This window comes from Microcoleus sp. N9_A2, from assembly GCF_036701775.1.
In the GTDB taxonomy this organism is placed as follows: domain Bacteria; phylum Cyanobacteriota; class Cyanobacteriia; order Cyanobacteriales; family Microcoleaceae; genus Microcoleus.
In genome coordinates this window covers 50,355-64,485 of the sequence record NZ_JAUBRH010000017.1, presented here as the reverse complement: position 1 = coordinate 64,485, position 14,131 = coordinate 50,355, and the positions used below count along the sequence as shown (strand labels likewise).

The following is a 14,131-nucleotide window of genomic DNA, read 5'->3' as shown; positions in this document are numbered from 1 at the left end:
TTACACTGATACCTTTGACATTACTAGAGTTGTGACATAGCCGTAGAGTTCCCTACATACCAGCGCCAAGGCAAATCAATTCCTTGAGAAATCCCGATCCGCGTAGTTTGCACAAAATTTATTGTACCCTCCTCCACAGCTTGCTGAAAGTGCTCGCTCCGGTGTTCCAAGCGCAGCGGTTGGCCTGCACCCAAGGGAAAACCGCTTAAAGTTCGATCGATATCCAGTACCTTACACAGTTTCCCAGGCCCGGCGGCGAGGCGCGATCGCTTCTTATCGGGAATCCCAGCGAATTCTTTGGGAACAGCATCTAGCTGCAAAGCTCGAATCAGCACAGCACTAGCAACTCCCTCTGCATCCGTCACCACGTTAAAACAGTGATACATCCCGTAGATTAGGTAAACGTAGCTCATACCCGCAGGCCCGAACATCACCTCATTGCGAGAAGTGCGCTGTCGGTAAGCGTGACAAGCGGGATCTCCCGGGCCGTAAGCTTCGGTTTCGACAATCATTCCCCGAATTGTCTCGCCGTCAGGAAACTGCCGCACCAGAGTACAGCCCAGCAAATCTGGCGCTACGCTGGTAGATGGCCGCGCCAGCCAAAAAGATTCTACAATCTGAGTATTTGCACTCACTCAACAACAGCAGGTAAATTATGGACGTTAAGTTAGTTTTAGCAGTCTTGACAGCAGTTTTCACGGTTTGCTGTCTCTTCTTCGGCACAAAAAACGGATTCTACGATACTGATAAATATCACGGCAACGGTTCTGCTCACTAATTTTAGGCGGCACTTAGTTGCTTTAAAAAACCGCCGGCTGACTGACAGGTGGCGGTTTTTTTTATGAACAACAGAGGCCACAGAGGACACAGAGAAAGAGAAAAGAGAGAGCAGAAAGAATGAAAAGAAGTTGACAAATGATGACACAGCAGATTGCTTTATGGGCTGCTATTAAGGATGAATTGTGCCAGATGGCATTTTAGCTTCTTGCAAGCTAGCATTCGAGAAGTCAGCGCATCCCATGAGGTTGAAACGCATTGTCGCTCCTCGATCCGTTGCTTTCATATTGAAACCAACTACTGCATTTTCTGGGTTATTCTGTTCTGGAACAGCGGTGACATTAAAATCCATGTTTGCTCCTCGATCGTTCGCATCAAGGTTGAAAGTGATGCCGGCACAGCCCAAATCAGCTCCCGTCAGGTTGGCTCTATTTAAGTTCGCATTTTTTAAGTTAGCATTGGCCAATTTTGCTCCTGATAAGTTAGCACCTTCTAGGTTGGCTCCCTGCAAGTTGACTCCTTGCAAGTCTAATCCTTTTAGGTTGGCATTGCTGAAATTGCACTCGGGACACTGTTTGGTTTGCAGCAATTCCTTGACTTGGTTTTGTTGATTTGAAAAAGTTAGATATTTAGTCGCAGTAAATACAACTGCGATCGACAATCCAGCAGTAAATAAATTCTTTAATTTCATAAATATCCGAAAAGCTTCGGGGGCTTTCTATCGCGGTTAATAGATTTCTACAATAGTGCGATCGACCTCTCCAGAATTCTCACGAAAAAATTGCAGGCATCTCCGACAAGCAGTCGGGCGCAATTAAACACCGCCAGACTTATAAATCCGGCCTCGTTTCCCTCGCCAGTGCTGCTTTGAGCTTCGGACTCGTCCCGTCCGTCTGCTTAACTTTGCTTTGAGGAGTCCACAAACGGAATTTATTCTTACCCGAAGGCGCGCATTGGCATATACCTGCGGACTGAAATAAAAGAAACTTTATTTATATCCCTGGAATGAGTAAATCATCGAGAGATTACAGCATGATTAAATAGAAACGCCATACAGTACCTGCGCTGTTGATAAATTCTCAGCAAATACTTTTTTGTCAAAATTGCTTTGAGAAATTAATTTACTCTAAAAACTGTTGGCAGCAGCTCAGGATTCCTCAACCTCGCCAGAACACACTCTACCTATAATCCCGACAATTCGGAGCGGCAATGAACACAATCAAATCCGAACCCAAAAGATCGCGCTTCATGGCTCTGCTGCTGACAACGCTGCTGACCTTTCCGTTTTTGAGTGCTTGCGGTTCTAGCCAGGAAAGTTCCGCTCCCCCGCCTCCAGTTGACGACACTCGCGCTGGAGGAGTGCAAACTAATCGCGGCCCGAGTCCTTCGCCACAAGCGAAAAAAGGACTGAGCAATGTTCAAAAAGTAGGGATTACTTTAGCAGGAGCAGCAGCCCTTTACTACATCTACAATCAGCACAAAAATAAACAAGAAAAGGGGCCGCAGGGAAAACATTACCTTTCCAAAAACGGTCGCGTTTACTACCGCGATGCCCAGAATCGCGCTCACTGGGTAACGCCCCCGCCTGAAGGAATTAAAGTTCCGGAGTCCGAGGCAGCGCGTTACCGCGAATTCCAGGGGTACAACAACCAAAATACTGGTCGTGACCTTACTAGCTTGCCGGAAGCGACAGCTCCTGTTCCAGCACAGTAGCCTAACCATTTGAGATTTTAGATTACCGGTTGGAGATTTTCAATTAAATCTGGTATTCCAAATCTAAAACAGCAGTTTTTCACCACCTAAAAAAGAGGAACTTTATCATGGTAGATGGATTTTTGCGGAAGTTAAAAGATGCGATCGTCGGGCCAGACAGCGAGCAAGTCGATCCTGATGGCAATTACGAAGATCCCTCAAATCCCGGACAGTACGGCAATGTGAGTCCGGCCAGCGAAGACCCCTACGGCGACCCGGCTGAGTACGGAGAGTACGGCAACGTGAGTCCGGCCAGCGAAGACCCCTACGGCGACCCGGCCGACGACGCCGGTACCGACTACGGACAGTTCGGCAACGTGAGTCCGGCCAGCGAAGACCCCTACGGCGACCCGGCTGACTACGTAGCGGATGCTGGAATGTTCGGCAATGTGAGTCCGGCGAGCGAAGACCCCTACGGCGACCCGGCGGATGAGGAAGGGTTTAGTTAAGTCAGTTGGCTAGAAAAATTACCTGGTAAGCAACAGCACCCCTGCGGGGGTGTTTTTTTGTTGCGAAATACCAAGAGTGATCCAAAGATGAGCGGAAAAGGGAACTCTTGAGGGGATAGAGAATCTGAAACCCTTAACGGACAGGAGAATTTTTAAACGGAGAGGGTGGGATTTGAACCCACGGAACCTTACGGTTCACCTGATTTCAAGTCAGGCGCATTCGACCACTCTGCCACCTCTCCAGGCGCATAAATTTTATCATACCAGCAATTGTCTCTAACTACAAATAGCCGCAGATTCAGCGCGCCGATAAAGAATTTGTTCTAAAGCCACGGCGAAATCTTCCCCCACCCAAACTAGAGACGCTTCCGACACTGTGCCATTTTCCAGCAGGACGATCGAGAAATTCCGCAGTTTCGATCGCTCTTTCTCCACAATTCGCGGTACGCTGGCGGCATTCAAATAAACTGTACCCTCCCCACTCAAGAAACACGACTTCCGCAACTCGTGCTTGGTGTGCCGCAGTTTGTGGTGCATATGACCAAAAGTTACCAGAGGTACGTGCTTCCCAGAACCGCGAGTTCGATCGATCGCCTCAGCAAAATCTGGGTCTCCCCAATCCCCTCCCAGCGGCTTCCAATCTCGCCCGCAGGGGTCTTCAGGAGCCTCTCCCAGCCCAGTCGGGCCCGTGTGACCCAAAAAAATCACATTTTCGCAATCTGCATCCGCCGCAGCTCCTGCAATGCGTTTGGCCGACTCCTCAAAACTTTCTACCCCAAACCATTCCGAGTAAAAATCGTTGTACTTCCACTCCGACCCCCCCCAAGTAAACGGGCGGCTTCCCACCACAGTTACGCCCAATTCGGGAAAATCTCGCTTGCTGTAACCGACGTGGGCTTCTCCCATTAAATCTAACTGCTGTTTTACCCAATTTTCTTGAGTGCGATCGTAGGGACACTGACTCCGGCCCCACTCCGTCGCTGTGTACCAAGCGTCGTGGTTTCCAAACACCGCAGCTTTCGGAATGTCCAATTGGGCGATCGCCCGCACCACATCCACCGACTCGTTCCCAAAATCCCCCACAAACAATACCAAATCAACGCCTAGGCGCTTCAAAGCCTCGCCGTCTTCAGGTTCCCACCGATCGTGAACGTCCCCCACCACCGCAATTTTGATCGCCTTAGTCTCATTCATTTGATTTGCTACGTTTGATCGAGCCCTTACCGCTAAAAAATCTCTACTACACTCACCAATTTTGGCAAATCCAGCCTTGACTAATTATACAGCGCAGCCTCCTCAGAGGATTGTAGATTTTAAATTCTAGATTCTAGATTTTCTCAACATCTGCAAATTTTACTCCCCATCGCCAAAACTCTCTCGCCATTTGACATTAAATTTGACATTAAAAGCGATCGCCCTAAATTCAAGCCCGTCAATCATCCACAGCAACGCCATCACAGTCAAACAAGTCGCGACAGCGCCCCTAGACTGCATCATTCCTCCAAATCTGGTTCCGCCTCCACTTCCTCATCTTCAATTACAAATTCGCTGATGTAATCCCGCACGACACGCTCGAAGAACAGGGGAGCAGGTAAACTAGACCAGTCGCTGTAATGGCCGAAACCATAGCGCAGAGATTCTACAAGCGCAGCAAGGCGATCTGGATCGTCATTTTCTTGTCGCAAAGTCACAACAATTTCAAGGGGATTAGGAGTTGGCAAGTGTCCGATATAAGGCGGACGGGTTCCGATTTTGTGAACCTCTAATCCGGCTTCGTTTAAAACTTTTTCTAGCGAACCCTCCTCTTTTTTGACTTTTAAAATTGCGCTGATTTGGGTTTCGCCGTAGCAACTTTGACCGCGCGATTCATGATGGAGTGTTTTACGTCCTACAGAAAGGTAAGCAACACAACCCGTTTGATTAATTTCGCTGTTTTGATTTCTTGAATTCAGCCGAAATAACTTCATGGCACTGGAAGCAGAAGGAATTTCACAGGTTGAAGTTAATTCTTCTTTTGTTCGCCGATCTTCCAGAAAAGTTTCTGCAAAATATCGGACTTTTTTATCGATAATTCCAGGGGCGAGGTCTTGGCGAATCCGAATTATCCGCGCGCCTTTCCAGGCATCTTGCATCCGCTCGTACTGCTGACCGAGGTTAATTTGATTTGCATTCATTTTAGAATCGGCAAGCCAAGGCCAAAGTTGCACGCAGTTGGAAGAATCGATCGTAACTAATGGTTGATTTCCCTCCTCTACAGAAGTGGAAATAATCTGTTCGACAAATTTCATGAAACGAATTTCACGCCCACTTTTATCATTAGCCAGTTTTACGGGGGAGATTTGGGAAATGAAGGCGATCGCCTCAGAAAACTTGCTCCAAGGACTGATTTGTAAACTATTGCCTTTTTCATAAGCACAGCACAGTTCGCACTCACCTGTCTCCACGTTGAGACGCATAGCAACTGGTAAAAATGTCTTCTCAATAGAACCGCGAACGCGACCTTTCTGTTTGCGGACGATCGTAATCCCAATAATTTCTTTTGGTCTGGCTTCTTGAGGAATGTCTTTTAACCATTTGTCTACCTTTGCTTTGACATCATCAATGCGGCCAGAATGAGCCCAAAGTAAGTCTTTTAGAGCCGCTTGTACTCTATGGGAAAAATTATCGAGATTGAGAATATTTTTCTCCTTAGTTTTCTCAATCGGTAGCAGAAACTGCACGCAAGAACCGGCGATGGTAGCCAGTGCTTGACGGGATGAGGGTTTATTCACGCGATCGTCATGTTTGTTGTCTGGATACCATTCCCGCGCCATTACCAGGCAAAAAGTTCGCTGCTTGCGTAAAGCCTCTTGTTTGACGATCGAGTCCCAGGCTTCTATGCGGTGGCGCGATCGCTCTTTCGCTTTCAAATTTGCACCGGGCAATGACTCTCTCGGCCCGTGAGTGTTTGCTGGTAAACGATTAGCAATAACTTCGATCGCACCACCCCATAGAACGCGAATTATTGCTTGCAGCAGGTTCAATTCGGTTTGCAAATGTTCTTCATAAAAGATAACGAGCAACAGTTTTTCGTCAGGGTATAGCCGACGCATAGCTTCCTGGTTTGCCTGAATCATCGCCTTGAGTTCTTTTAATTGACAAACCACTTGAAGGGCTTTTCTGCCTTTTGAAATGTTTTCTAAATTGGTATCAAGGTGTTTGGTTAGCAAGCTGTTTAACTCATTGTCATCAAAGCTTTCTAGATATTTGGGAGTCAAATCAGAACAGTCGTCTTTTTCTAGAACTTCTAAAGCAGCACCTAACAGAGTAGGCAAGTTAATCATGCGCGAGGGTGTATCGTCTTTTTTGTGACTTGTGCCTTTGATTTTTACTTCCGAGTAATTATCGAAAGGTTTGAAGCCGATAGGCTTGAGAATTTCAGTAATTTTTTCAAAAGCTTCTAATTTATCAATCTCCAGTACGCCTGCATCAATTCCGTGTTTCCCTTCTTGCAGTCCGTTGCGGTAAGTTAACATTACTTGACAGCTATCCGTTGAAGCTTGACCCAAAGCAATTTGGGAACCATCAATATTTTGACCGTTAGGCGTTTTCATGGGGAGTTTTAGCTTGCCGCGCAATGCTTCAAAGTCTTTATCGATCGCCCAAACCCAATTTTTCTTTTTGTCCTGTTGATTTTTCTCCGGTTTCTCGGACTGCGAAAAGACCGTGTAGCTAAAAGTGCGATCGCTGTAGTCATCAGAAAAGACAAAACCGCTAATATTTCCTGAGTTATAATTTGCAGGTTTTAACTTATTGAACCAGCGGCGTTTGGAGACATCAATCTTCAACAAAGGCTGGTGCAAAGAAGGATAGGTTACGACTTCTAAGCATATCACCAGACTGAATTTTCCCGCGTGTTTTGGTAGAGTGATGGGATTGGTAATCAACTCTGCTTTTCCAGTTGTCAGCCTGCCGCTACTCGAAATAACTCGCTTCATTGTTCCTAGCCCCTGAAAAATCTCTTTTCCGGCGATCGCACGAGCAGCATAATCAACTAACGCGCGATAATCATCATTTTTTCCCTGAGTTGTTCCTGTTAATGCTGACCATTTCCACGGTAAAACTTGAGACTCTAACACAGTAATTTTCAGCAACTGTTTTCGATCGTACAAATCTTCCAAACGGTCGATAACTTCCGATAGCCCATCTTCTTTTTCAGCAAAAGGTTTGAGAAAATTTATCATCCACTCGTTGATAATTGGGCGTAACGCTTTCAGGATATCTTCTGTACTTTCGGAATTTAAGTAAGCAAATGGTTCAGGCTCATTTACATTTTTAGGATTCAACGAATAGTTACTCAAACCTACATTAGACTGAATCCGTGCTGCGCTGTCAAGTCCTACTTCTAACAAGCCTCGCAACGACTTGTAAGGGAGATTTTTTATGGTCTTATCAGCATTAACAATAGCTTTTTGGATGGTCGAAAGCTCATGTAAAGCAGATTTTGTCCAAGCTAGCGCCAAGCCTTTGACCGTTACTGGCTCGATATTGTCCGGCACGGTAAAAGCTAGGGGAATTTTTTTGATACTCTTATTTGCAAGAGGAATGTAAAGAGTGTCTGAAAACACAGTTGCTTCAGTTTCTTCGTCATCATCGGATTCAAATTCGTCAAAAATTTCGTCGTTCATGGTTGCATCTCCAGTAATATTAGTTTCCTTTAATTCACCGTCATCATCGAATGCAATTTCATCAAAAATTTCGTCATTCATCCTTACATCTCCAAGAAAGCTGAAAAATCATCAAAATCGTCTTCTTCTTCTGTCAAACCTCCTGAATCGCGTAAACTTTCCGGGTAAACTACGCCCTCAATGCGTCGCATGGGGTCGAGAAATGCCCCGTAAAGTTCTTGATATATTTCTCGAATCACTGAATCGGGATGCTTGACGCATTCTTCTAAAATAATTCGCATCTGAACTAGCATACTGTCCCGCCCGGAGTCAGGTTCATTTTTAGTAGATTTAATTGCCCAAGCTGCATCGACAAAGTAAACTTGTACCGAACACCCATTTCGCATCCCGCGCCCGATTGTTTGCAAAATCCCAACCATCTGATTTGCCGTAAAAGGTTTGAATAAATCTTCACCCAAGCGGCTAGCCATTAGAGGTTCGCGCAACAGGTGATTCGCCGTTTTCCACAGTTGTCTTCTCGACTGTTTCCAAGCATTAGAAATTGCTGACAAATCTTCTGTTTCACTAAAAACTCGACTGTCAAATTCTTGGGTAGCTTTTCCGGCGAGGCTGTACAAAAGTTGCGTATCGTCAGTGGTGGGATGGGGACGGGTGAGAAAATAAATTGTACCAATTGCTGCATCGAGTTTCCTATCTCCTTTGGTGAAAACAATATTCACGCCTCTACCGATCGCCAACAAGGGAAAAATGATAATATCGCAAGTTTCATCATCTCCTAAAGCCTCGCACTGAGCCGTTGTGACGAAATCTGTTGGTTGCTCTCCATTTTTGAGAAAATTAACAACTGCTTTGATTCTTTTGCCGATTTCTGGATGGTAATCGTTGATAAAGTTCTTAATAGTGCGAGCTTGTTCGTAGCTGTTAACAATTAAGGCAGCTTTGCGGTAAATACCATGTTTTTTATCAAAGTTGAGGATGGATTTGTAAATTTCTGATTTCTGATTTCCTCCCCGTACCAGCGCGTCTACCATTTTTTCTAAATTGCGATGGCGTTGTTCGCCTGCACCGCTATATCGGAGAGGTTCATCGCGAAATTCGCGATCGGGCAGCCATTTGAAGCGGTATTTGCTCTTTTTGGGATCGTGTTCTGTTTGGCGCGGTTGCAGCAGATAATCCGGCCCAGAATTAATGTGATAAGCAGGACTTGCTTCGAGAAATGAGGTAGCTGAAGTCATTAAAACCGCCGGCCCTGTCAGTTCGCCATCTGCCTCAAATAACTTGTGAAAGCGGTGCATTAACATCCGAGGTGCGCCCACAAAAATGATATAAGACAGTTTTACATTGCGGGCTTGAGTTCGAGTAGTTTGTGCCGATTCAAAACTGTATTTTACGCCAGAAAAAGACCCCAAAATATTCTCAGGGATTAGTTGTCGCAGTTCGGGGGTTGCCGTTGATTCGACAATCGGTTCCCGAATCAGTCCTTCTGCTACCATTGTTCTCGTTTCAGGCACGATCCGCTGATAGCCTAAAATCACAAAAGTGACACAAACAAGTAAGGTAATTGTATCCTGAGCTTCGGCTGATGCAGTGGCATCCTTAAAACACAAAGGTAAAAACAATTCGGCAATTTCTTTGACAATCTTGTCGCGCCGTTCGATCAGATTTTCTGCTAAATAACGCCGAAAATAAAGAATCTGAGTTTCCCACTGCAGTTTGAGAGTGTCGCTGTTGATTCCCAGCCTTTGAGCGCACATATCTAAGTTCAGCCGATCGTGCGGTTCAATGCCAGTGCGATCGTAAAAAGCATGGTAAGCTGCCGTTTCCCAGAATTGAGTTAAAGCTCGACTTTTGCTAAATCCCTGTTTGACTTCCTCTTCGTCAAGGCGATCGCGTTTAGAAAATTTCTCAAAGCCATCCAACAAATCGCTGACAATTCTCAAAACAGTTAACAACTGATTTTCATAGCGTTTGCCGACTGGCGATGAAGGCATATTTTGAACCGCAGTAATTAACGATGTGTTGAGGTCGCCAAATTCCGATAAATCGCGGCTGTAAAGTTCAACATTGCGATCGAACAATCGATAATTTTCGCCACCTGCAAAAGGATTGTGAATTTGCTGTTGAATGGCTAAATGGATAGATTCTTTCGCCCCAGAAAGTTTTAAGGTTGCTGCACCGTAAGCGTCCAAATTTGATTGCACCATATCTGCTTCGTCAAAAACTACCACATCAAATGTCCGGGCAATCAATTCAAAATAACGAATTCGTTCGCGAATCGCCTGGGGTGGAACTTCAGTATCCATTGAAAGAACGTGACCGACCCAAATATTAGCATCTAACAAATCGCGGGGTGCTTTGTTGCGGCCGCACATCGTCCAAACCGGACAGAGATACTTTTTCATTTTGCCATTTTTACCGCCACTTTGTAATATTTCGTTGCACGGTGCGTAACCAAATCCCCACATCGAAGTATCGGCACTTGAAAACGCAGGTAAGACGCAATTTAAGCCAAAAGTTTCTGCCTGTTCCAAACTATAGCCAAAGCCGCCATTTCCTCCTGATGCTGCGATCGCCTCAGCAATATTGTTAGCGTGTCGGCGGCGGGTGCCATCGCTTTGACCGACTAGCATTCCCACTTTAATTTCATGAAATGCTAGTGCTGCCATGTACTGTCTGGCAACTTCAATAGAGGGAAACACAAACATCGCTTTATAACCGCGTTTTCCCAACCACACAGCTATCAATACTAGCAAAGTTGTTTTGCCCGATCCTGGCAGTCCAATTAAGTGCTTGATGCCTGCTAATTCGATGAATGTTTCTTCTCGCAAACCTTTACCAATTTCTGGCACCTTAAGCGCAAAATGTTCAAACCGTTTTACCCAGCTACCCTGTCTTTTTTCAGGGTGATTTGCTTCGCGTTCATCCATCTCAACTGCTAATTCGTAAAGTTCCGCAAGGGGAATGCGGATTTTTGCTTTCGGCAAGTGTTCGAGGGAATGGTTGCGGCGCGGTGCAAGCGGGATAGCGATCGGGCCAATTGGCACTCTCGCGGCTGTTGTTTCTTTACCTAAAGCCACGGCCATTGGCTGGCGAGGATCGGCAAAGCTGGTGCTGTAAAATTGGTGTGCTAAAGGCTGACTGAGAATTTGACGGGCTTTGGTAATTAAAGGGTCTTCTAGGGGGTCTGTGCGTTCAAAACAAAGTGTTTCTAAGTTAATTTTATAGGTTCCTTGAGTTTTGTCGCGGTAGTGGCGATCGTTATAAATAGCAACTGCGTGTTTAACTGACTGTTCTGTCACGTAAGCCAGGGACATCAGGCGCATATTAAAAATGGCTTGGCGGGCTTTTGCCAGCGCGGGTGCATTGACGATACTCGCCATTCCCGATATTGTTAAAGGAGCATATTCTAGGGAATTAGTATCTAAAAATTCTGCCATTAAAACGCACAACCAGCAAATGCGATCGATCCCTGTCCATAAATCAGCTTTAATTCTCATATTTGATTGCCTTTAACAACTCAATGACTTGTGAAACAGACAGAATTTCGAGAGTAGCAGTATCGCCTTTTTTATCGATCGCTGACCGGAAAGTAGAGAGGTAATCCGGTCGCTCCTCAATTAATCTCTCGCTGACGGCAATGATGCGGCGGCGGTAGTGAATCAGCCCTCCGATGCTGCGGTTGAGGCGCAAGGCAAGGGAGACCGGACTGGTATACGACTTAGCATCAATGCCAATATTGCGACGGTTAATTCCGATATCGCACAAGTCGGATTCTGGGTAAAGTTCGGCATCAAGTCCGTTTTTTATGGCTGAATCAAAAATTGCTAATTCGTCAATTCCCGGCCCTGTCCAATAGGTTAAAATCTGCGGTTTGGCAATCAGCAATCGGTCTCTATCTTGGTCTAATTTCTCTGAAACTTTTGCTGTTGAGGAATCGTGACCGAGGCATTGGCGAATCGGACATCGCCCGTCGGAAAAAAGTTTTAGATCGGGATAGGGGCGCATTAGCGTACCGCAATACGCGCAGCGATGAGCCTGTCCGTTAATTAACCAGATATCCGGCACGCTATCAAAAAAGGTGTCAACAATCATTCCCTGTAAAGGGGTTAAATCGTTGTCACGCAAGTAGTCTAAGAGTTGGTGTTCTCCGATGAGCGATCGGCTGCCAAATAGCGATCGCAAAGCCGTATAAGCTTTGTGCTTTTGGCGACTTCCCAATCGTTCAGTTGCCTCGATCAACCGTTCGTACAGGCGGTGTTCGATCGCATTATCTTCGCCAAAAGTACCTCTGGAGTTAGCAATTTCCGCACAATCTGGGGTCGGTACTCGCAAGTCTGGATCGATGAGAATTGCTTGACGAAAGCGAAAATCTGGTTGACTAAAAATATTTAAGTCCCACCGATCGAGAGGATATCTAGCACGTTCCAAAACGGTATGCACGCAAGCCGCGCGATCGCTTTTTCCGGCTTCGATGTACAGCCGGCCCAATTTGCACATTGCCCGATAAAGTTCTGATGGCATACTGTCCTCTTGGCGGACAATTTCTCGATTGAGAGTTCTGATGTATTGCCGCAGAATTCCCTGCGCTAGCAAGACAACAGCATCTTCTGCCAGATCCAGGTTGCTGGCGTGTCCTGTGGGTAATGGCAATGTCGCTGTTTGCATTAGTGGCAACCATGTTGGGTCTTGGCGATCGGACTCGGCAATAATTTGTTGCTCCAAGAGTAGATCGGGGAATGAGGGTAAAACTTGGGCGATCGCCGCCAGCGTCCAACCTTTCTGGAGCAAAAGTGCTGTTGCCAGTCCTTCTAAAATTTGTCGAAACCGAAATTCTTGCCCTTTCGGCTGCGAAAGCAGTTGCTTGGCTCTCCACGATCGCACCGTTCGCACCGCTGGGGGTTCCACAGATAGCCCGAGCTGCTCAATCCGTCGTTTTAGTTCTTTTGTCAGAAACTCAGCAGTTCCCTGCCACTGGCGATCGTCCTCAAAGTACATAGATGTATCAAACCCACTTACTTACATCATCTTCTGTTTACATTAAACGATGTAAATTACTGCTGTCAATAGAGGCCACTCAAAATACTCGTCGCTCAAGGTAGTTGTTGCCCTGTGAATGTCTTGCGGGACAGAGCTTTCAGTCTAATTTACCGATCGGGTAAAAATTTAGCTAAGTCAACTTGTGGATGGAAAAATCTCGCTGCCGCTGCCAGTCAGTCGGTTAACCTACGGCCAATTTTCTAGCTTTGGCCCAACCAGCCGCTTGCAACCGTTTTTGGTGAATTCAACTATAATTCAAAATACACTTGAGTCCAGCCGCCACCATTCACCCAAGATTCTAACTGTGTTTACCACCGCACCTGCTCCCAACTTTACCCAAACCCGACTGCCCGACGACTTGTTTGCCGCAATCAACGCCCTCAAACAAGAGTTAAACGCCGTCATTCTCGCCCACTACTACCAAGACTCCGACATCCAAGACATCGCAGACTTCATTGGCGACTCCCTAGAACTTGCCCGCAAAGCCGCCAACACCAGCGCCGATGTCATAGTTTTTGCCGGAGTTCATTTCATGGCAGAAACCGCCAAAATCCTCAATCCAGACAAATTAGTATTATTGCCAGACTTAAATGCAGGTTGTTCCCTCGCCGACAGTTGCCCGCCCGAAGCCTTTGCAGCATTCAAAGCCGATCGACCCGGACATTTAGTTATTTCCTACATTAACTGTACCGCCCAAATTAAGGCAATGAGCGACATAATTTGCACTAGCTCCAACGCCGTCAAAATTGTCAACCAAATTCCCGAAAATCAGCCAATAATTTTTGGGCCAGACCGCAATCTCGGCCGCTACGTCATGGAACAAACCGGTAGAAACATGGAAATCTGGCAAGGAGCCTGCATCGTCCACGAAAACTTCTCAGAAAAAAAGATAGTTCAACTCAAAATCGAAAATCCCGAAGCCGAAATCATCGCCCACCCAGAATGCGAACCTCCCGTACTTAGCCACGCGAATTATATCGGTTCCACCGCCGCTTTGCTCAAATATACTCAATCGAGTTCCAGCCAAGCATTTATTGTCGCGACTGAACCGGGAATAATTCACCAAATGCAAAAGCAAACACCACACAAACAATTTATCCCCGCTCCTGGCAACAATAATACTTGTGCTTGCAACGAATGCCCGCACATGAGATTAAATACCTTGGAAAAATTGTACCTATCCCTCAAAAATCAAACTCCCGAAATTACCATGTCCCAAGAACTGCAACGGGCCGCCTTGAAACCAATCCAGCGAATGCTAGAAATGAGCTAACCGTAAATCACCAATTTTCGGTTAACCTATTGTAGGGTAAATTGGGTGCGACAATTAACTTAAGTTACCAAAAAACAAATATTAAACCGCGCCCAACCCACCAATATTAGACTTGGATTGCACTCAATCGCAGACAATCTATAAATTATCTGCGTTTATCTGTGTTTATCTGCTTA

General features: G+C 46.0%; 11 protein-coding genes and 1 tRNA gene. 4 read left to right on the top strand and 8 right to left on the bottom strand.

The features are described from left to right. Positions 1–23 precede the first annotated feature (23 nt). Positions 24–635, bottom strand: a complete 612-nt coding sequence (locus QUA44_RS13280; protein ID WP_333251728.1) for a DNA-3-methyladenine glycosylase — start codon at positions 633–635, stop codon at positions 24–26. A gap of 20 nt (positions 636–655) precedes the next feature. Here QUA44_RS13280 and QUA44_RS13275 point away from each other — a divergent pair, with 20 nt between their 5' ends. Beyond that, complete coding sequence (locus QUA44_RS13275; protein WP_006633228.1) at positions 656–778, top strand: hypothetical protein; 123 nt, start codon at positions 656–658, stop codon at positions 776–778. 171 nt (positions 779–949) lie between these two features. On the opposite strand, the gene QUA44_RS13270 is transcribed toward QUA44_RS13275, so the two are convergent. Further along, complete coding sequence (locus QUA44_RS13270; RefSeq protein WP_333251727.1) at positions 950–1,468, bottom strand: pentapeptide repeat-containing protein; 519 nt, start codon at positions 1,466–1,468, stop codon at positions 950–952. Positions 1,469–1,986: 518 nt separating this feature from the next. On the opposite strand from QUA44_RS13270, the gene QUA44_RS13265 reads away from it, so the two are divergent. Both QUA44_RS13265 and QUA44_RS13260 read left to right on the top strand, forming a co-directional pair. Beyond that, positions 1,987–2,490: a hypothetical protein gene (locus QUA44_RS13265; RefSeq protein ID WP_333251726.1), complete on the top strand. Its 504-nt coding sequence runs from the start codon at positions 1,987–1,989 to the stop codon at positions 2,488–2,490. Positions 2,491–2,597: 107 nt separating this feature from the next. Next, a complete protein-coding gene (locus QUA44_RS13260; protein WP_333251725.1) occupies positions 2,598–2,978 on the top strand; it encodes a translation initiation factor in 381 nt (126 codons plus the stop codon). A 157-nt stretch (positions 2,979–3,135) separates the two neighbouring features. On the opposite strand, the gene QUA44_RS13255 is transcribed toward QUA44_RS13260, so the two are convergent. From QUA44_RS13255 to QUA44_RS13230, 6 genes are all read right to left on the bottom strand, one after another. Then, a tRNA-Ser gene (locus QUA44_RS13255) sits at positions 3,136–3,220 on the bottom strand. Between the two features lie 34 nt (positions 3,221–3,254). Continuing rightward, positions 3,255–4,172, bottom strand: a complete 918-nt coding sequence (locus tag QUA44_RS13250) for a TIGR04168 family protein (protein ID WP_333251724.1) — start codon at positions 4,170–4,172, stop codon at positions 3,255–3,257. A gap of 159 nt (positions 4,173–4,331) precedes the next feature. Beyond that, positions 4,332–4,475: a hypothetical protein gene (locus QUA44_RS13245; protein ID WP_333251723.1), complete on the bottom strand. Its 144-nt coding sequence runs from the start codon at positions 4,473–4,475 to the stop codon at positions 4,332–4,334. Next, a complete protein-coding gene (locus tag QUA44_RS13240; protein ID WP_333251722.1) occupies positions 4,472–7,726 on the bottom strand; it encodes an RNaseH domain-containing protein in 3,255 nt (1,084 codons plus the stop codon). Before QUA44_RS13240 ends, QUA44_RS13245 begins: the two co-directional genes overlap by 4 nt. A gap of 2 nt (positions 7,727–7,728) precedes the next feature. Beyond that, positions 7,729–11,142 (bottom strand): pPIWI_RE_Z domain-containing protein, encoded by a 3,414-nt coding sequence (locus QUA44_RS13235; protein ID WP_333251721.1) that lies wholly within the window; start codon positions 11,140–11,142, stop codon positions 7,729–7,731. Beyond that, positions 11,132–12,640 carry a restriction endonuclease-related protein gene (locus QUA44_RS13230; protein ID WP_333251720.1) on the bottom strand — a complete coding sequence of 503 codons (1,509 nt, stop codon included), beginning with the start codon at positions 12,638–12,640 and terminating at the stop codon, positions 11,132–11,134. Before QUA44_RS13230 ends, QUA44_RS13235 begins: the two co-directional genes overlap by 11 nt. A gap of 346 nt (positions 12,641–12,986) precedes the next feature. On the opposite strand from QUA44_RS13230, the gene nadA reads away from it, so the two are divergent. Beyond that, entirely contained in the window at positions 12,987–13,955 is a 969-nt protein-coding gene (nadA, locus tag QUA44_RS13225; RefSeq protein WP_333251760.1) for a quinolinate synthase NadA, read from the top strand. Positions 13,956–14,131 lie beyond the last annotated feature (176 nt).